Raw genomic sequence first — 16466 nt, 5'->3', positions numbered from 1 at the left:
TCATCGCAGCGTGTACAGGTAGGCGGCCATGTGGCGCGCCTCCTGCTCCGTGAGGCCCATCGGCGGCATCTCGGTGCCGGGTTTCACCGCGTGCGGCACGCGCAGCCAGCGCACCATATTGTCCGGGCTGTTGGGGATGCCGCCGGCGATGTAGCTCAGGCGGCCGATGTAGTCGAGCGTGGGGCCGGAATCGCCCGCCGCGCCCTGCACCCCGGGGATCACGTGGCAGGCGCCGCACTGGTACTGGGTGACCAGGCGCAGGCCCTGCTCGATGTCGCCGCCGGGGACGACGGACTTGCGCTCACCTGCGCAGCCCGCCAGCGTCGCCGCGCAGGCCAGCGCCAGGCCAGCGCGGCGTAAAGACGGGGCGAGTTGGCGTGATGGACGGGTGCGCACGTTTGGAATCCGGAATTGTGGAGTGGCTTTTATAATACACAAACAACGATGTAATTTTTTTAACGAATCCAATCGGACGCACCCCCGGACATGCTCACAAACCGCCAACGGCTGATCGTCAAGACCGCTGTCCTTACGCTGCTGGCGGCGGGCGTCACGGCCGGCGCGGCCGGCCTGGCGCTGCTCTACGGCGGCTGGTACAACATCGGCGCGACGGCCCAGCACTTCCCCTTCGTCTACTCGGTGCTGGAAGAGGGCATGAAGCATTCGGTGCGCAACCATGCCAAAGAGGTGAAGGTGCCGCGCCTGGGCGGGGCGCAGCAGCTGCAGCTCGGCGCCCGGGTTTACCGCGACAAGTGCCTGCAATGCCACGGCGGGCCGGGCGTCGCCCAGTCGACCATCGGCATGAGCATGCAGCCCATTCCCGGTCCGCTGGTCGACGCGACCCAGCGCTGGGAGCCGAACGAGTTGTATTGGGTGACGAAGCACGGCATCAAGATGAGCGGTATGCCGGCCTGGGAATACCACCTGGGCGAGGACGAGCTGTGGGCGGTGGTGGCCTTCGTGACGGTGCTGCCGTCGATGGACGCGCAGGCCTTCAAGGCTGCGACCAGGCCGGAGGAGGCGCGATGAGCATCCTGCGCACGATGGGAATCGCGGTCGCGCTGGCCGGCCTGGCGGCGTGCTCCGTGGAGCGTCCGCCCGGCGGCGTGCAGGGCGACCCGGTGCGCGGCAAGATCGCGCTGACGCAGTACGCCTGCCAGTCCTGCCACCTGATCCCGGGCGTGCCCGGCTCCAAGGTCTACGTCGGCCGGCCGCTCTCGGACATGGGGCGGCGCAAGGTGCTGGCGGGGGCGGTGCCGAACGACCAGGCTGGCCTGATGCGCTGGATCCGCGACCCGCAGTCGGTCGACCCGAATACCGCGATGCCGAACATGGGCGTGACGGAGCGCGATGCGCGCGACATGAGCGCCTATCTCCTGAGCCACTGAGTTCTTGGTATGATCGCCGGTTTTACCCATTCAGGAAGACAAGCATGAGATTGGTGCGCTATGGCCGCCCGGGCAAGGAAAAGCCGGGCCTGTTCGACGAAGAGGGCCGCCTGCGCGACCTGTCCGGCATCATCGACGACATCGACGCGTCGCAACTGGGCGACAAGGCGCTGCGCAAGCTGGCCAAGGTCGACTGGAAGACCCTGCCACGGGTAGCGGGCAACCCGCGCCTGGGCGTGCCGGTCGCGAAGGTCGGCAAGTTCATCGGCATCGGCATGAACTATGCCGACCACGCGGCCGAAACCGGCGCCGCGGTGCCGAAGGAGCCGGTGTTCTTCACCAAGGCGGTCAGCTGCCTGAATGGCCCGGACGATCCGATCCAGCTGCCGAAAGGCTCGAAGAAGACCGACTGGGAAGTCGAGCTGGGCGTGGTGATCGGCGCCCGCGCGCAGTATGTCAGCGAAGAGGATGCGCTGAAGTACGTGGCCGGCTATACCGTGGTCAACGACGTCTCCGAGCGCGCCTTCCAGTTCGAGATGGGCTCGCAGTGGGACAAGGGCAAGGGTTGCGACACCTTCGGCCCGGTCGGCCCCTTCCTGGTGACCCGCGACGAGGTCTATGACGTGCAGGACCTCGACCTCTACCTGGAACTGAACGGCAAGCGCATGCAGACCGGGAACACGGCGAGCATGATCTTCACCGTGGCCCACATCGTCAGCTACGTTTCGCGCTTCATGACCCTGGAGCCGGGCGACATCATCACCACCGGCACTCCGCCGGGCGTGGGCATGGGCCGTTCGCCGCAGCGCTTCCTCAAGAAGGGCGACAAGCTGCGCCTCGGGATCGCCGGCCTGGGCGAGCAGCAGGCCGAAGTCGTGGGCTTCCCCAAGTAAGCCTTCAGTCAGGCAGGGGCGCCGCGCTAGAGGGCGGCGCCACCGTCCTGGCCGTGTTCATCACCATGGCCAGGAAGGTGTAGTAGCCGTTCAGTCCCATCAGGTCTACCACCCCCTGTTCCCCGAACAGCGCGAGCGCATCCGCATACACCCGGTCCGACACCGATTTCCGCTCGTGCAGCTCGATGCAGAAGTCGTGCACCACCGCTTCGTCCACCAGCATGTCGTCGGGACGCTGCCGTTCGGCGATCGCATGGATGACGGAAGGCGGAATCCCCACCTGCGCCGCGATCGGCGCATGGATCGCCCACTCGACCTGCTGGTTCCACTGGCGCGCCGTCACCAGGATGGCCAGCTCCGACAGGCGCACTCCGATGGCGCTGCGGTAGCGCAGGTACTCTCCCATGCGCTGGGCGTACTCCATCAGTTCCGGGCTGCGCAGCAGCGGCACGAAGGGCCCGTAGACGGCGCCGCGGGGGCCGTCGATGATGGCCTGGGCGGCGGCGCGCTGGGCAGGCGTCCAGTCTTCCGGCGCGATCGGTCCGAGTCGGTCGGTCATGAGGGGAGGGATGGGACACTGAGCTGTTGTAATTGGTCAATAATTGCACAGCGTCCCAACAAAATCAAAAGAACCCTTGCGCGACACGCTTATTGTCAAATCCTTCTACTGAAGGGAGTCGCAATGAGCCACATCCTCCATCGCAATTTGCGCCATGTGCCGCCGACCGCGGTGGCAGCCGACGGCATCCGCATCCGCGACAAGGCCGGCCGCGTCTACATCGACGCCAGCGGCGGCGCGGCCGTGTCCTCGCTCGGTCACGGCCATCCGGACGTGATCGCCGCCATGCACCGCCAGATCGACAAGGTCGCCTACGCCCACACCGGCTTCTTCACCACCGACGCCGCCGAGGAACTGGCGGACCGGCTGGTTGCCGGCGCGCCGCAGGACATCGGCGCCGTCTACCTGGTCTCGGGCGGTTCGGAAGCGATGGAGACGGCGCTCAAGCTGGCGCGCCAGTACTGGGTGGAGGCGGGCGAGCCGCAGCGCAAGCTCTTCATGGCGCGCCGCCAGAGCTACCACGGCAATACCCTGGGCGCCCTGGCGGTGGGCGGCAACGAGTGGCGCCGCCGCGACTTCGCGCCGCTGCTGATGGACACGGTGCGCGTCTCCGCCTGCTACGAATACCGCGGCCGCGCCGCCCACCAGAGCGTCGACGACTACACCGCGGGCCTGCTCGACGAGCTGGAAACCCGCATCCTGGAGGCCGGTCCGGAGAACATCATCGCTTTTGTTGCCGAACCCGTGGTGGGCGCGACCGGCGGCGCGATCCCGCCGACCCCCGGCTACTTCCAGGGCGTGCGCGAGATCTGCGACCGCTACCGCATCCTCCTCATCGCCGACGAAGTGATGTGCGGGATGGGCCGCACCGGCACCATGTACGCGATCGAGCAGGACGGCGTGGCGCCGGACATCATCGCGGTGGCCAAGGGCCTGGCCGCCGGCTACCAGCCGATCGGCGCGGTGCTGGCGCACCAGACCATCGCCGACTGCCTGCGCAAGGGCAGCGGGGTGTTCCAGCACGGGCACACCTATATCGGTCACCCGGTGGCCGCAAGCGCGGCGCTGGCAGTGCAGAAGGTGATCGAGCGCGACGACCTGCTGGGACGGGTGCGCAGCCGCGGCGCGACCCTGCGGCGCATGCTGGGCGACGTCTTCGGGGTGCACGAGCACGTGGGCGACATCCGCGGCCGCGGGCTGCTGCTGGCGCTGGAATTCGTGCAGGACCGGGCGGCCAAGACGCCGTTCCCGCCGGCGCGCAGGCTGCATGCGGCGATCAAGGCCAAGGCGATGGAAAACGGCTTGATGGTGTATCCGATGGGCGGGACCATCGATGGGCGGCACGGGGACCACGTGCTGCTGGCGCCGCCCTTCATTGCGACGGCGGCGGATCTGTCGGAAATCGTGTCGCGGCTGTCCGATGCGGTGGAAGCAGCCTTGCATTCGTAGGGTGGTCGGCGAAGCCGAACACCCTACGACAGCACCTTGCGGATCCACTTCGAGATGTCCTGCACCTCTTCCAGGCACAGCGAGTGCTGCATCGTGTACTCGTGCCATTCCACCTGGTAACCCATAGCCTTCAAGGCTTCATGCGATGCCTGCGCGCGGGCGAACGGAACGACGCCGTCGTGGGTGCCGTGCGCCATGAAGACCGGCGTGGCCAGGCTTTCCTCGCTGCGTTCGGCGGCTGCGACGCCGGCCAGCGGCAGATAGCCCGACAGGCACAGCATGCCCGCCAGTTTTTCAGGGTGGCGCATGCCGGTCTGCAGCGTCATCGCGCAGCCCTGCGAGAAGCCGGCCAGGATGATGCGCGAGGCCGGAATGCCGCGCGCCTTCTCGCGGGCGATCAGGGCTTCCACGTCGCGCTGCGAGGCGCGCAGGCCGCCTTCGTCCTCGCGGCGGCTCAGGTCGGCGTTGCTGATGTCGTACCAGGCGCGCATCACGTAGCCGCCGTTGATCGTCACCGGCATGGTCTTCGCGTGCGGGAAGACGAAGCGGATGCCCGGCAGGCCGGACAGATCCAGCTCGTTCACCAGCGGCACGAAATCGTTGCCGTCCGCGCCCAGGCCGTGCAGCCAGATGACCGCGACTTCCGGATCCGGCGCGGTTTCGATCTCGATGTTTTCCAGCAGTTGGGTCATTCGGTATTCCTGTTATGCCGCGGGAGGACGCAGCGCCGACTTCGGGCGGAAGGTCTTGCTCACTTGCGGGTTGGTTTCGATGTACGGGCCGCCGATCAGGTCGATGCAATAGGGGACCGCGGCGAAGATGCCGCCGACCACCACATTGCCGGCCTCGTCCTTCAGGCCTTCCAGCGTTTCCTTGATCGACTTCGGCTGGCCCGGCAGGTTCATGACCAGGGCCGCGTGGTCCGGCGTTTCGCGGATCACGGCCGTCTGGCGCGACAGGATCGCGGTCGGCACGAAGCGCAGGCTGATCTGGCGCATCTGTTCGCCGAAGCCCGGCATTTCGCGGGTACCCACGGCCAGCGTCGCTTCGGGCGTGACGTCGCGCCGCGCCGGGCCGGTGCCGCCGGTGGTGAGCACCAGGTGGCAGCGGACATTGTCGACCAGGTCGGCCAGGGTGCGCTCGATCTCCGCGCGTTCATCGGGGATCAGGCGCGTCTCGAGCCGGAATGGCGTGGTGATCGCCTGCGCCAGCCAGTCGGACAGGGCGGGGATGCCCTTGTCCTCGTAGACGCCGCCGCTGGCGCGGTCCGAGACCGAGACCAGGCCGATGATCAGCTCTTGATGCGCCAGTTCCTGGTCACTCGTCATCGGACTCATCGTCAAGCGCTTCTTCCTCGTCGTCGCCTGCAGCCTGCTTCGGCTTCTTGCCCAGGTCTTTCAGGATCTGGAAGATCTCGCGGTAGGCCTTGGGCGGCTTGTTCTCCGCCTGTTCCTTGCGCGCATTGCGGATCAGGGTGCGCAGTTGCTGCACGTCGAGGTGCGGGTGCTCCTCGAGCAGCTGGGTCAAAGCCGTGTCGTCCGCCAGCAGTTTTTCGCGGCGGCGTTCGAGCGCGTGCAGGGCGGCGGTTTCGGCCTTCGAGGCGCCTTTCCAGCCCTCGATGGTGCGGCGGATGACCTCGACCTCTTCCTCGTCCAGCGTGCGCATCTTCTTGCCCACGAACTGCAGGGCGCGGCGGCGGCCCTCGTGGTTGGTGATGGTCTGGCAGGTCAGGATGGCTTCCTTGACGTCTTCGGGCATCTCGACGCGCTTGACGCGGTCGCGCGGGGCGTCGACCAGCTGTTCGCCAAGCTTCTGCAGCTCGTTCGACTGGCGTTTGGCCTCGGACTTGGAAGGACGTTCGTATTCTTGGTCGAACTCGTTGGACTGGAAGCCGACGGAGCCGCGGTTTGGATTAGGCATAATCTATGGATTGACTCGGATTGATCCGATTGGCGTGGAGCCGGTCAGTGAAATCTGTAAACGGCTGCTATGATAACTGTTTTAGGGCGAGCTACGAAAAACACGACATGAACGACTCCGCGATCACCTCTGCTTTCACCCATACGCAGGACCAGCTGAAACAGCTCGCCCGCGACGTCCTGGCGTTCGCCAAAGAGCAGGGCGCCACCGACGCGTCGGTCGAGATCAGCGAAGGCAGCGGCCTGTCGGTTTCTGTGCGTAAAGGCAAGATCGAGACCATCGAGCAGAACAAGGACAAGGGCATCGGCGTCACCGTCTACTACGGCCAGCGCCGCGGCAACGCCAACACCTCGGACTTTTCCAGCAAGTCGCTGAAGGATACCGTGGAGGCGGCCTGGAACATCGCCCGCTTCACCGCCGAGGACGACTGCGCCGGCCTGCCGGACGCGGACCTGCTGGAAACCAGTCCCCGCGACCTGCGCCTGTTCTACCCCTGGCAGATCAGTACCGAAGAAGCCGTCGAACTGGCCCAGCGCTGCGAGAACGCGGCCTTCGAGGTCGACCCGCGCATCACCAATAGCGAGGGCGCCAGCGTCTACGTGCAGCAGTCGCACTTCGTCGGCGCCAACACGCGCGGCTTCATCGGCGGCTATCCCTTCTCGCGCCACACGATTTCCGTCGCGCCGATCGCCGGCCGCGGCAACAGGATGCAGCGCGACGACTGGTACACCTCGGCGCGCGACCCGAAGAAACTCAGCAAGCCGGAGTTGGTCGGCCGCTATGCCGCCGAGCGCGCGCTGGCGCGCCTGAACGCCCGCAAGCTGGATACCCGCACCTGCCCGGTGCTGTTCGAGGCGCCGCTGGCCGCCGGCCTGCTGGGCGCCTTCGTCCAGGCCGTGTCGGGCGGCGCCCTGTATCGCAAGTCGACTTTCCTGCTGGACTCGCTCGGCAAGCAGGTCTTCCCGGACCACATCAACATCGTCGAAGATCCGCACCTGGTCGGCGCGGTCGGCTCGGCGCCTTTCGATGAAGAGGGCGTGCGCACCACGCGCCGCAAGGTCATCGACAAGGGCGTACTGCAGGGTTATTTCCTGTCCTCTTATTCGGCGCGCAAGCTGGGCATGCAGACCACCGGCAATGCCGGCGGCTCGCACAATCTCGACATCGTATCGACCCAGACTAAACGTGCCGACGATTTCGAAGGCATGCTGCGCAAGATGGGCACCGGCCTGCTCGTCACCGAACTGATGGGGCAGGGCGTGAACTACGTCACCGGCGACTATTCGCGCGGCGCCTCCGGCTACTGGGTCGAGAACGGCGTGATCCAGTACCCGGTCGAAGAAATCACCATCGCGGGCAATATGCGCGAAATGTTCCAACAGATCGTGGCCGTCGGTAATGACGTCCTGCAACGCGGCAACAAGACGACCGGCTCGATCCTGATCGAGAAAATGGTCATCGCCGGCAGCTGAAAGGAACACCCATGAGCAAATTCGTCCGCATCGACAAGGAAAACAGCCAGAAGACCGTGCTGCTCAACCTCGACCTCGTCGCCACCGTCGAGCTGTCCCAGCAGTCCGACCTGCTCAGCTCGGGCAACGACAGCCGCAAGGTCTACACCACCTTCCTGGCCCCCGACAAGACGGCCATCGCGACCCTGCATTTCGACACCGTCGAGGATGCGAATGCCTGGGTCGGTAAGCACCTGGGCGTGGAACTCTGACACTGGCGCCGCCTCCATGGCCAGCCAGAACAAGACCGTTCCCACCGACGCCAGCGTCCGGGCCTACCTGGACGCCATCGACGACCCCCTGCGCCGCCAGGATTGCGAGGCGCTCGCTGCCATGATGGAACGCCTGGCGGGCGCGCCGCCCGTGATGTGGGGCAGCAGCATCGTCGGCTTCGGCAGCTACCACTATCGCTACGACAGCGGCCGCGAAGGCGATGCGCCGCTGCTCGGCTTTTCCTCGCGCAAGGGCGATATCAGCGTGTATCTCTCCTGCGACGATCCGCCGCTGCAGGCCATGCGCGACAGGCTCGGCAGGCACAAGATGGGCAAGGCCTGCCTCTACCTGCGCCGGCTCGACGACGTCGACCAGGCTGTGCTGGAAGAGATGGTGGCCCATGCAGCCGCCGTCACGCGCGAGCGCTACGGCGGCTGAGAACCTGCCTCAGCCAAACGGCGTGTAGGCAATCCCGTTCGCGATCAGCTCGGCCACGTTGGCGGTGTTTTCCGTGCCGTTGCTGAATGCCAGCAGGACGGTCGCCAGGTCCGTTTTCTTCGTGTCCAGGATATCCAGCCAGAAGGCATAGCCGCCCGGCTCCGGCTCGCGGTGCAGGACGTTCTGGTACAGGCGGGTGACGATTTCGGCGTTGGTCGGCGAGGCGCCGTAGAGTTTGGTGAATTCCTCCGATGCGATGAAGCCGTTGGCGACGGCATGGGCCGAGACCCCGCGCTCCATCATCGCCATCCAGAAACCCTGTCCGACCAGGTCCGGCGCGCGGTCGAAGGCGGCGCGGTAGATGCGGAACGCCTGGCCCGCCACGCCATCGATGTCGAGTGCGAGGTGGCCGTCGGCGAAGGCGAGGCGCTCGATGCCCGCCAGCGTATCCGCGCCCTCGCCGGATGCGCCGCGCTTGTCCGTCAGCGTGACGCCGCCCTGCGTGCGGGTCATCGTGTAGTCGCTGCGCAGGCCGCTGTACTGGGCGCGGTCGATGCCTTCGCCGCCATCCAGGGCGTCGTTGCCGGCGCCGCCGACCAGGAGGTCGTTTCCCGCGCCGCCGACCAGCCGGTCGGCGCCCCCGAGGCCACGCAGCGTATCGCCCATCGCGGTGCCGGTCAGCACATCGGAGGAGTCGGTCCCATCCAGGACCAGGCCCTCGATCTGGCCGCTTGGATCGATCGCGCCGACAAAGTTCTCGCGCACCAGGCTGGCTGGCGCGATGCCCGCCAGGGTCAGCAGGGTGTGGTAGCCGCCGGGCGCGCCTGCGGCGCGCATCTGCAGCAGGGTGTCCGCTCCGCTGGCCGCCAGCCGCAGGAAGCCATCCGCGAAAGGATTGCTGGCATAGCTGTCTCCCAGCAAGGTCAGCAGGTCGATGCGGTCGCCGTTTGCGCCGGGGGTGAAGTCGCCGATGTGCACGACGACCGCGGCGTCGGCGGCGATGTCGTGCTCCTGGAACGCGTAAGTATCCGTGCCGCTGCCGCCCCGGACGACGAGGCGGGCGTCGGCCGGCTGTCTCCAGAAGAACTCGAACCGGTCGTTGCCCGTGCCGCCTTCGGCCGTCCCGGTAGTGGCGTCGCTGCCTTCGAGGATGATGCGGATGGTATCGTCGCCCGCGCCGCCATCGAAGCTCACCGAGCCGCGGCCGACCAGGGTGTCGTTCCCGTTGCCGCCCTCCAGCGTGCCGCTTGCACCAAGCTGGCTGGACAGGAAGTCGTTACCCTCGCCGCCGCGCATGATGTTGGCGCCCGCATCGTCGTAGAGGGAATCGTCGCCGTCGCCGCCCTCGAGCAGGTCGTCGCCCCCGCCCCCGTTCAGGTAGTCGCGGTCGGCGCCGCCGTAGAGCTTGTCATTGCCCCCTTCGCCGTACAGCTGGTCGCTGCCGCCATTGCCGTTCAGGATGTCGTTGCCGTCGCCACCGTAGAGGGCGTCGCCGTACACGCCGGGGCGCACCGGTTCGTCGCCACCGCTGAGGATGTCGTCGCCGCCATAACCATACAGGGTGTCGTTGCCGGCGCCGCCCGAGATCGTGTCCGCCAGCTCGCTGCCGTGGATCCTGTCGGCGCCGCTGGTGCCGGTCACGTTGACCGGCACGCTGCTGATGCCGGTCGAGAAAGGCACTGCAAGGCCGGAGCCCGGATTGACGGGATCGACGATTGCATTGCCGGACAGGTCGAGGATGGCGCCGGCGGAAAACGTGACGCCGTAGAAGGCTTTGCCTCCCAGGTCGCCTGGAGGATCGAAGCTGACGGTATTGCCGTCCACCGTAAGGAAATTGCCTGGCACGTCGAATTCCAGCACCTGGCCATTGCCGCTCAAGGTCACTTTACCGCTGCCGAGCTTGACCGGCTCGTTGAACGTGAAGACCAGCTTTGCGCTGGGATCGTGCCCACTCAGGGGGCCGGATACCAGCACTGGCGGCGTGGTGTCGGCGACGTTGCGCGCCGTTCCGCTCATGACGATGGCGTGGGGCGTATTGCCGTGGATGCGATTTGAGGAATGGTTCATGAGGACAGGGAAAAGTGAATATCAAGCGCGCCCCGGTGACGTGGGGCGCTTTCGTGGTGACGGCGTGGGCTTTCAGCCGAACGGCGTGTAGGCAATCCCGTTCGCGATCAGCTCGGCCACGTTGGCGGTGTTTTCCGTGCCGTTGCTGAATGCCAGCAGGACGGTGGGCAGGTCAGCCTTCTTCGTGTCGAGGATATCCAGCCAGAAGGCGTAGCCGCCCGGCTCGGGTTCGCGGTCCAGGATGTTCTGGTACAGGCGCGTGACGATCTCCGCATTGGTCGGCGTGGCGCCGTACAGCTTGGCGAACTCTTCCGATGCGACGAAGCTGGCGGCGACAGTGTGTAGCGACACCCCGCGTTCCAGCATTTCCATCCAGAAGCCTTGTCCCACCAGGTCCGGCGCGCGGTCGAAGGCGGCGCTGTAGAGCCGGTAGACGTCGCCGGCCACGCCGTCCGTGTCGAGCGCAAGGTGGCCGTCGGCGAAGGCGAGGCGCTCGACGTCCACGAGGGTATCCATGCCGTCGCCTGCGCCGCGCTTGTCCGTCACCGTCGCGCCGGTCGGGCCGCGGGTAATGGTGTAGTCGCTGCGGACGCCCGTGTACAGCGCGCGGTCGATGCCGTTGCCGCCGTTCAGGGTGTCGGCATCCGCTCCGCCAGACAAGCTGTCTTTGCCGTCGCCGCCATCCAGGCCGTCGTTGCCGGCGCCGCCTTCGAGCGTGTCGTTGCCGCTGTTGCCTGTGAGACGGTCGTCGCCGGCGTTGCCGCGCAGCGTGTCGGCGTATGGCGTCCCCGTCAGCACATCGGACGATGCCGTGCCCTCCAGCGTCCGCCCACCGGACAGGCCTGTCGGGTCGATACCATCGACGAAGTTCTCTCGCGTCAGCGCGCTTGCCGCGACGCCTGCCAGGATCAGGAGGGGAACGTAGCCGCCGGGCGCGTCCGCAACGCGTATTTCGATCAGGGAGACGGCGCCATTGTCGATCAGCCGCAGGAAGCCGTTTCCGAAGGGATTGCCGGCATATTCCGCGCCCAGCAGGGCGCGCAGGTCGATCCGGTCGCCACCGGGGCCGGTGGTGAAGTCCTGGATGGTCACGAGCGCCCGGCTGTCGGCTGCCATTTCTCCCGAGACTGTGTACGTGTCGCGGCCGCCGCCGCCCCTGACGCTGGCGCTGCCGGGTCCGGGGCGCTGGAAGCCGAAGATGATGTGGTCGTCGCCGGCTCCGCCGTCGATCGTCGAGTTGGCGGCGCCGATGCGCGACAGGCCGAGTTCGATCTGGTCATTGCCGGCGCCGCCGATGAAGTCGACGCCCAGCCAGCCTTTCAGGATGTCGTCGCCGTCACCGCCGTCCTGCGTACCTGTCGTTCCGGCCATGGTGAACAGATTGTCGCTTCCCGCGCCGCCCAGCAGCGTGTTATGTCCTTCCGCATCCCAGAGGATGTCGCCGCCGTCGCCGCCGTCGAGCAGGTCGTTGCCGGCGCCGCCGTCAAGCCTGTCGCTGTCGGCATCGCCGTACAGCTTGTCGTCGCCTTCCTCGCCCATGAGGACGTCGCTGCCCCCATTACCGTGCAGGGTGTCGTTGCCGGCTCCACCATAGATGGCTTCGCCGCCAAGATCCAGCGTGCTGGTGAAGAAGAAGGGCTCGTCTCCGCCGTCGATGACGTCGTCGCCTCCGTAGCCGTACAGGCGGTCGATGCCGCCGCTGCCGCCGGAGATCCTGTCGGCGAAGTCGCTGCCGTGGATGGTATCGTCCCCCGCGGTACCGGTCGTATTCACCGGCGTGGGAGAAACCTGGCTTGCTACGGTGAGGGCGCTGGAAGAAATCATGCTGCCCAAGGAATGGAAAGACTGTTTCATGTTTGCGGGCCGTGAGGTGACAATCAGGAAACTGTCGCCGAAACCGCAGGGTATGTCCAGAAAATAAATGTATCGAATCGCCAATTATGCTGTTGGCATTCAAAAAATTTCCGGAAGAAAAAACGCTCCGGCCACGCGGAGCGTTTTCGTGTCACTTCTTACATCGTGGCTCGTTCAGCCGGCCTGTTCGATGCGGCTGAGCCGCTGGCCGTAGACGCCCCAGGTACGGGGCTCGCCATCGACCGTGGCCCGCAGGACCCAGCCGGTGCCGATCTTCTCGACCGTCACCTCGGTCTCGAGTTCCTTCGCCACTTTCTCGGCCCAGGTCTGGGCCGCGCCGCGGCCCTTGAACAGTTCCTGGCCCTCGAACACCACGGTGGCGTCGAAGACGGGAGCGGAGAAGACGCTCATTTCAGCGCGCGGACCGCGTTGAGCACCGGCTGCAGCACCGCCGCGCCCAGGCGCGCACTGCGGGCGCCGTCCCAGCCGACCTGCGGATCCGGGTCATTCGCGTTGTCCTTGAACGGCAGTTCCAGGGTGAGCGAGAGGCAGCCGAAGGCGTGGGTGATGTGCGGCGAACCCATGGTCAGCGTTTCGTCGGTGAACGGGGTCGCGCCGTAGCCGTGCACGTCCTGGAAGTCCGGGCTGGCGATCTTGAAGTCTTCCATGAACTGCTTCTGCTGCGCGGCCTGCGCCTCGGTCCAGGTCGGGAGCGATTCGCTGCCGGCCACGAAGACGTAGGGCAGGCCCTCGTCGCCGTGCACGTCGAGGCAGAGGTCGACGCCGGTTTCGTGCATCTTCTTGAGCACCAGGAAGACTTCCGGACTGCGCTCCATGGTCGGGTTCATCCACTCGCGGTTCAGGTTGGCGCCGGCCGCGTTGGTGCGCAGGTTGCCGCGCACCGAGCCGTCCGGATTCATGTTCGGGACCACGTAGAACACCGATTCCTTCAGGAGCTGGCGGCCGAAGGGATGGGCCGGGTCGAGCAGGGCGTCGAGCATGCCTTCCACGAACCACTCGGCCATCGTCTCGCCCGGGTGCTGGCGTGCGATCACCCAGACCTTTTTCTTTTCAGGCGAGGGCTCGCCGATGACCAGCATGTTCAGGTCGCGGCCGTCGACGGTGGAGCCGAGGTCCAGCATGCGCACGTGCTCGGACATCTGGGCGCGGTCGAGCAGTTCCAGGTGGCGTTCCCACGAATACGGCTCGAAATAGGCGTAGTACACGCTGTCCATGCCGGGGGTGTGCTCGATGCTCATGACCTTGCCGTCGTAGGAGGTCGGCACGCGGAACCAGTTGATGCGGTCGTAGCTCGCCATCGCCTGGTAGCCCTCCCAGCCTGCCGGATAGGCGGCCTGGCCCGCGTTCAGGAAGCGGATGGTGCAGGCCTGGCCTTGCGCGCCCTGCAGGCGGAAGTAGAACCACTGGATGATGTCGGCGTGCGAATCCTTGCGGATGTTCAGGTCGATGGCGTTCGCGCTCGTGGCGTTCACGACCTCGATGGCGCCAGCGTCGAACTGGCTGCTGATCTTGATAGACATGGTGTGTCCCGGGAAGGGGTGTTGGGTAAAACGCCGATGATAACTCTAATCGGCGCGGCTTCGCTAGCCGGAATGGCAACCCGGGAGCGCGGCGAAATGGCGCCGCAGGGCCTCCAGCGCGACGCGCACCTTGGCCGGATCGCCGGTGCGGCCGGGCGTCAGTGCCGTTACCGGCAGCGAAGGCAGGCGCATGCCGGCAAGCACCCGCACGAGAAGCCCGCGCGCCAGCGCGGAGGCGGCGTCCGCATGGGCGAGCCGGGCCAGGCCCAGACCCTGTTCGCACATCTGCTGCAGGGTGAGCTGGTTGTTGCTGACGATGCGCGCGCCGGCATTCGGCTCGCGGGGCGACGCCAGCCAGTGGTGCGCCTGCAGTTCCTCCGGTTCCGCCGGCATGCCGTGGCTGTCGATGTAGGCGGGAGAAGCGCACAGGATGATCTCCAGTTCGAACAGCGGGCGGGCGACCCAGTCCGAATCGGGCAGCTGGCCCGCGCGGATCGCGATGTCGATGCGGGCGTCGATCAGGTCGATCATGGCGTCGTCCACCAGCAGGTGCAGGCGCAGCTGCGGCCAGGCCGCCAGCACCGGCGCCAGCGCCGCGGCGATGTGGGCGCCGAAGCCGACCGGGGCGGCGATGCGCAGTTCTCCGCTCGGTGCGTCGCGCGCCTGCAGGAGCGAATCGGATGCGGCGCGCGCCGCGTCGAGCAGGCGCTGGCAGTGCGGCAGGCAGCGCTGGCCGGCTTCGGTCAGGGTCAGCTTGCGGGTCGAGCGGTGCAGCAGGGTGACGCCGGTCTCCGCTTCGAGCGCCCGGATTGCCTGGCTGACGGCCGAGGGTGTCATGCCCAGGCGCCGCGCGGCCGCGCTCATGGAACCGGCGGAGACCGTTTCGGCAAACACCGCATAGAGCTTCAGCTCGTTCATTTGTTAGTCCAGCTTCAAGGTGCTAGCGATTCTAGCCCGCTTATCGCCGCATCGTGAAGCGGATATCGTCATGCTTTCGATAATTGAAGAAGGAGTACTTTATGAAGATCGCCCTCATCGGCGCCACCGGGTTCGTCGGCGCAGCCGTGCGCGCAGAGCTGCTGCGGCGCGGCCACCAGGTCACCGCACTGGTGCGCGACGCGGCGCGCCTGGCGCCGGAACCCGGACTCACCCCGGCCGTGGCCGACGTCTACGATGCGGACGCGGTGGCGGCCGGCGTGCGCGGGCACGATGCCGTGGTGTCGGCCTTCAATCCGGGCTGGAACGATCCGGCGCTGTACGAGAACTTCATGCGCGGCAGCGCGGCCATCGAGCGTGGCGTGGAAGCTGCCGGCGTGCGGCGTTTGCTGGTGATCGGCGGCGCCGGCAGCCTGTTCGTGGCGCCCGGCGTGCAGCTGGTCGACACGGAGGAATTCACCGGACACGTGCCGCCGAATATCGTGCCGGGGGCACGGGCGGCGCGCGACGCGCTGGATATCCTGCGCAGGAACACGATGCTGGACTGGACCTTCCTCAGCCCGCCCGCCTTCCTGGGACAGGGCGAACGCACGGGCGCCTATCGTACGGGTGGGGACGACTTGTTGATGGCGGGCGATCGTCCCGCCGGCATCGCCGTGGAAGACCTGGCGCTGGCGGTCGCGGATGAAATCGAAGCGCCGCGCCACCTGCGCGCGCGCTTCACCGTCGCCAGTCCGCTTTAATCCAGGCCGCCGAAGCGCTCGTGGAAGGCCGCGTCGGCCGGCGGCGTGGTCTCGTCTTCCTTGCGCAGCATCGCCATGACATGTTCCTCGGCGCGCGCCTGGGTGCGGCGATAGATGTGCCGCGCCAGTTCATAGGCTTCGCTGCCCGGCCACGGCGTAGGCAGCAGCTCGAGCGGCAGCATCGGGTCGTGCAGCTGCACGCGTCGGTAGGCGTGGATCAGCAGGGTGCGGATCGCGAACGCATCCTGCGACGCAAGGCTGTCGTCCAGGTTCTCCGCCACGGGCGTGAAGGTGGCGATGAACTGGCGGTAGCTCTCCACCACGCTCGACAGATCCCAGGCATCGCCCACCAGTTCCGGCAGGGGGCGTGAGCCGACACTCGGCAGCTCGGCCGCGTCACACACGAAAACCTTTCCGCCGGCGCCGGCGCGCGCGAGGATCTCGCGCAGGGTGTCCCTATCCGGCGCGGGATGCGCCATCACGCCGGTGGCGAGCATCGCGAAGCCCTCCCACTCCAGTTCCTTGCGCAGCAGCGCGCGCAGGTCGCCGTCGATGCTGCCGTTCGGGGCCAGGACAAACGTCCAGCGGCCGTCCCAGTGCAGGCCCGGCGCCGAATAGATGCGGCGGTTGGCGCGCTCGAAGCGGGGCAGGGCCCTGGGCTCCAGCGCGTAGCGGCTGCGCCGTCCTTCGCGGCTGGCCACCAGCCAGCCTTCCTGCACCAGGCGGAACACACTGGTGCGCACCAGCCGGTCCGAGACGCCGAGCGGACCCAATAACTCGATCATGCTGCCCAGCCAGAAGGCGCCGCCGTGCGGGGCGATCGTGTCCCCGCACAGGGTCATCACCAGCGATTTGTGCCGTGGCGGCTCGCTCGTGAGGAAGTGGTCGATCCAGGCGCCGCTGCTGAGTGATGTCATGTTGATGAGTCTGCAATATGATTCAAAATTTCGGTGT

General features: G+C 66.9%; 19 protein-coding genes. 8 read left to right on the top strand and 11 right to left on the bottom strand.

Going from position 1 to position 16466, the window contains the following annotated elements:
• Complete coding sequence (locus ACQ7JA_RS08420) at positions 1 to 396, bottom strand: c-type cytochrome (RefSeq protein WP_430896523.1); 396 nt, start codon at positions 394 to 396, stop codon at positions 1 to 3.
• A 90-nt stretch (positions 397 to 486) separates the two neighbouring features.
• Here ACQ7JA_RS08420 and ACQ7JA_RS08415 point away from each other — a divergent pair, with 90 nt between their 5' ends.
• Genes ACQ7JA_RS08415 through ACQ7JA_RS08405 form a run of 3 tightly spaced genes read left to right on the top strand, consistent with a single transcriptional unit; the run spans position 487 to position 2281 of the window.
• Positions 487 to 1029, top strand: a complete 543-nt coding sequence (locus ACQ7JA_RS08415) for a c-type cytochrome (RefSeq protein ID WP_430896521.1) — start codon at positions 487 to 489, stop codon at positions 1027 to 1029.
• Positions 1026 to 1388 carry a c-type cytochrome gene (locus ACQ7JA_RS08410; protein WP_430896519.1) on the top strand — a complete coding sequence of 121 codons (363 nt, stop codon included), beginning with the start codon at positions 1026 to 1028 and terminating at the stop codon, positions 1386 to 1388. The genes ACQ7JA_RS08415 and ACQ7JA_RS08410 overlap by 4 nt, the downstream gene beginning before the upstream one ends.
• Before the next feature lie 44 nt (positions 1389 to 1432).
• On the top strand, positions 1433 to 2281 hold the full coding sequence (locus tag ACQ7JA_RS08405; protein WP_430896517.1) for a fumarylacetoacetate hydrolase family protein: 849 nt from the start codon (positions 1433 to 1435) through the stop codon (positions 2279 to 2281).
• Positions 2282 to 2285: 4 nt separating this feature from the next.
• Here the strand turns inward: ACQ7JA_RS08405 and ACQ7JA_RS08400 are convergent, their stop codons facing one another.
• Complete coding sequence (locus tag ACQ7JA_RS08400; protein ID WP_430896515.1) at positions 2286 to 2840, bottom strand: carboxymuconolactone decarboxylase family protein; 555 nt, start codon at positions 2838 to 2840, stop codon at positions 2286 to 2288.
• A gap of 123 nt (positions 2841 to 2963) precedes the next feature.
• Between ACQ7JA_RS08400 and ACQ7JA_RS08395 the strand changes: the two genes are divergently transcribed.
• Positions 2964 to 4289 carry an aspartate aminotransferase family protein gene (locus ACQ7JA_RS08395; RefSeq protein ID WP_430896513.1) on the top strand — a complete coding sequence of 442 codons (1326 nt, stop codon included), beginning with the start codon at positions 2964 to 2966 and terminating at the stop codon, positions 4287 to 4289.
• Between the two features lie 23 nt (positions 4290 to 4312).
• Here ACQ7JA_RS08395 and ACQ7JA_RS08390 read toward each other — a convergent pair whose 3' ends face one another.
• The 3 genes from ACQ7JA_RS08390 to yjgA are packed head-to-tail and all read right to left on the bottom strand — an operon-like array spanning position 4313 to position 6209.
• Positions 4313 to 4981 (bottom strand): alpha/beta hydrolase, encoded by a 669-nt coding sequence (locus ACQ7JA_RS08390; protein ID WP_430896511.1) that lies wholly within the window; start codon positions 4979 to 4981, stop codon positions 4313 to 4315.
• 12 nt (positions 4982 to 4993) lie between these two features.
• Positions 4994 to 5617 carry a molybdopterin adenylyltransferase gene (mog, locus tag ACQ7JA_RS08385; protein ID WP_430896509.1) on the bottom strand — a complete coding sequence of 208 codons (624 nt, stop codon included), beginning with the start codon at positions 5615 to 5617 and terminating at the stop codon, positions 4994 to 4996.
• On the bottom strand, positions 5607 to 6209 hold the full coding sequence (gene yjgA / locus ACQ7JA_RS08380) for a ribosome biogenesis factor YjgA (RefSeq protein ID WP_430896507.1): 603 nt from the start codon (positions 6207 to 6209) through the stop codon (positions 5607 to 5609). Before yjgA ends, mog begins: the two co-directional genes overlap by 11 nt.
• 107 nt (positions 6210 to 6316) lie before the next feature.
• On the opposite strand from yjgA, the gene pmbA reads away from it, so the two are divergent.
• Genes pmbA through ACQ7JA_RS08365 form a run of 3 tightly spaced genes read left to right on the top strand, consistent with a single transcriptional unit; the run spans position 6317 to position 8371 of the window.
• Complete coding sequence (pmbA, locus tag ACQ7JA_RS08375) at positions 6317 to 7681, top strand: metalloprotease PmbA (RefSeq protein WP_430896505.1); 1365 nt, start codon at positions 6317 to 6319, stop codon at positions 7679 to 7681.
• A gap of 11 nt (positions 7682 to 7692) precedes the next feature.
• On the top strand, positions 7693 to 7932 hold the full coding sequence (locus ACQ7JA_RS08370) for a hypothetical protein (RefSeq protein WP_258826875.1): 240 nt from the start codon (positions 7693 to 7695) through the stop codon (positions 7930 to 7932).
• Positions 7933 to 7948: 16 nt separating this feature from the next.
• Complete coding sequence (locus ACQ7JA_RS08365; RefSeq protein ID WP_430896503.1) at positions 7949 to 8371, top strand: DUF1801 domain-containing protein; 423 nt, start codon at positions 7949 to 7951, stop codon at positions 8369 to 8371.
• A 9-nt stretch (positions 8372 to 8380) separates the two neighbouring features.
• Here the strand turns inward: ACQ7JA_RS08365 and ACQ7JA_RS08360 are convergent, their stop codons facing one another.
• From ACQ7JA_RS08360 to ACQ7JA_RS08340, 5 genes are all read right to left on the bottom strand, one after another.
• On the bottom strand, positions 8381 to 10438 hold the full coding sequence (locus tag ACQ7JA_RS08360; RefSeq protein ID WP_430896501.1) for a DUF4214 domain-containing protein: 2058 nt from the start codon (positions 10436 to 10438) through the stop codon (positions 8381 to 8383).
• 72 nt (positions 10439 to 10510) lie between these two features.
• Entirely contained in the window at positions 10511 to 12292 is a 1782-nt protein-coding gene (locus ACQ7JA_RS08355; protein WP_430896499.1) for a DUF4214 domain-containing protein, read from the bottom strand.
• 174 nt (positions 12293 to 12466) lie between these two features.
• Positions 12467 to 12703 carry a hypothetical protein gene (locus tag ACQ7JA_RS08350; protein ID WP_430896497.1) on the bottom strand — a complete coding sequence of 79 codons (237 nt, stop codon included), beginning with the start codon at positions 12701 to 12703 and terminating at the stop codon, positions 12467 to 12469.
• Complete coding sequence (locus ACQ7JA_RS08345) at positions 12700 to 13833, bottom strand: M14 family metallopeptidase (protein WP_430896495.1); 1134 nt, start codon at positions 13831 to 13833, stop codon at positions 12700 to 12702. Before ACQ7JA_RS08345 ends, ACQ7JA_RS08350 begins: the two co-directional genes overlap by 4 nt.
• 63 nt (positions 13834 to 13896) lie before the next feature.
• On the bottom strand, positions 13897 to 14751 hold the full coding sequence (locus ACQ7JA_RS08340; protein ID WP_430896493.1) for a LysR family transcriptional regulator: 855 nt from the start codon (positions 14749 to 14751) through the stop codon (positions 13897 to 13899).
• Between the two features lie 101 nt (positions 14752 to 14852).
• On the opposite strand from ACQ7JA_RS08340, the gene ACQ7JA_RS08335 reads away from it, so the two are divergent.
• Entirely contained in the window at positions 14853 to 15512 is a 660-nt protein-coding gene (locus ACQ7JA_RS08335) for an NAD(P)-dependent oxidoreductase (protein ID WP_430896491.1), read from the top strand.
• Here the strand turns inward: ACQ7JA_RS08335 and paaX are convergent.
• Entirely contained in the window at positions 15509 to 16429 is a 921-nt protein-coding gene (gene paaX, locus ACQ7JA_RS08330; protein ID WP_430896489.1) for a phenylacetic acid degradation operon negative regulatory protein PaaX, read from the bottom strand. The two genes, ACQ7JA_RS08335 and paaX, sit on opposite strands and share 4 nt — an antisense overlap.
• Between the last annotated feature and the right edge of the window lie 37 nt (positions 16430 to 16466).

The organism is Massilia sp. BKSP1R2A-1, from assembly GCF_050586525.1.
In the GTDB taxonomy this organism is placed as follows: Bacteria; Pseudomonadota; Gammaproteobacteria; order Burkholderiales; family Burkholderiaceae_D; genus Telluria.
Note: the sequence above shows the minus strand (reverse complement) of the source record. Positions and strands in the feature narration are given on the sequence as shown.

What these genes read in the sequence shown, in the direction of transcription:
- ACQ7JA_RS08415 (WP_430896521.1), top strand. Translation starts at nt 487, where the DNA reads ATGCTCACAAACCGCCAACGGCTGATCGTCAAGACCGCTGTCCTTACG.
- ACQ7JA_RS08410 (WP_430896519.1), top strand. Translation starts at nt 1,026, where the DNA reads ATGAGCATCCTGCGCACGATGGGAATCGCGGTCGCGCTGGCCGGCCTG.
- ACQ7JA_RS08405 (WP_430896517.1), top strand. Translation starts at nt 1,433, where the DNA reads ATGAGATTGGTGCGCTATGGCCGCCCGGGCAAGGAAAAGCCGGGCCTG.
- ACQ7JA_RS08400 (WP_430896515.1), bottom strand. Translation starts at nt 2,840, where the DNA reads ATGACCGACCGACTCGGACCGATCGCGCCGGAAGACTGGACGCCTGCC.
- ACQ7JA_RS08395 (WP_430896513.1), top strand. Translation starts at nt 2,964, where the DNA reads ATGAGCCACATCCTCCATCGCAATTTGCGCCATGTGCCGCCGACCGCG.
- ACQ7JA_RS08390 (WP_430896511.1), bottom strand. Translation starts at nt 4,981, where the DNA reads ATGACCCAACTGCTGGAAAACATCGAGATCGAAACCGCGCCGGATCCG.
- mog (WP_430896509.1), bottom strand. Translation starts at nt 5,617, where the DNA reads ATGACGAGTGACCAGGAACTGGCGCATCAAGAGCTGATCATCGGCCTG.
- yjgA (WP_430896507.1), bottom strand. Translation starts at nt 6,209, where the DNA reads ATGCCTAATCCAAACCGCGGCTCCGTCGGCTTCCAGTCCAACGAGTTC.
- pmbA (WP_430896505.1), top strand. Translation starts at nt 6,317, where the DNA reads ATGAACGACTCCGCGATCACCTCTGCTTTCACCCATACGCAGGACCAG.
- ACQ7JA_RS08370 (WP_258826875.1), top strand. Translation starts at nt 7,693, where the DNA reads ATGAGCAAATTCGTCCGCATCGACAAGGAAAACAGCCAGAAGACCGTG.
- ACQ7JA_RS08365 (WP_430896503.1), top strand. Translation starts at nt 7,949, where the DNA reads ATGGCCAGCCAGAACAAGACCGTTCCCACCGACGCCAGCGTCCGGGCC.
- ACQ7JA_RS08360 (WP_430896501.1), bottom strand. Translation starts at nt 10,438, where the DNA reads ATGAACCATTCCTCAAATCGCATCCACGGCAATACGCCCCACGCCATC.
- ACQ7JA_RS08355 (WP_430896499.1), bottom strand. Translation starts at nt 12,292, where the DNA reads ATGAAACAGTCTTTCCATTCCTTGGGCAGCATGATTTCTTCCAGCGCC.
- ACQ7JA_RS08350 (WP_430896497.1), bottom strand. Translation starts at nt 12,703, where the DNA reads ATGAGCGTCTTCTCCGCTCCCGTCTTCGACGCCACCGTGGTGTTCGAG.
- ACQ7JA_RS08345 (WP_430896495.1), bottom strand. Translation starts at nt 13,833, where the DNA reads ATGTCTATCAAGATCAGCAGCCAGTTCGACGCTGGCGCCATCGAGGTC.
- ACQ7JA_RS08340 (WP_430896493.1), bottom strand. Translation starts at nt 14,751, where the DNA reads ATGAACGAGCTGAAGCTCTATGCGGTGTTTGCCGAAACGGTCTCCGCC.
- ACQ7JA_RS08335 (WP_430896491.1), top strand. Translation starts at nt 14,853, where the DNA reads ATGAAGATCGCCCTCATCGGCGCCACCGGGTTCGTCGGCGCAGCCGTG.
- paaX (WP_430896489.1), bottom strand. Translation starts at nt 16,429, where the DNA reads ATGACATCACTCAGCAGCGGCGCCTGGATCGACCACTTCCTCACGAGC.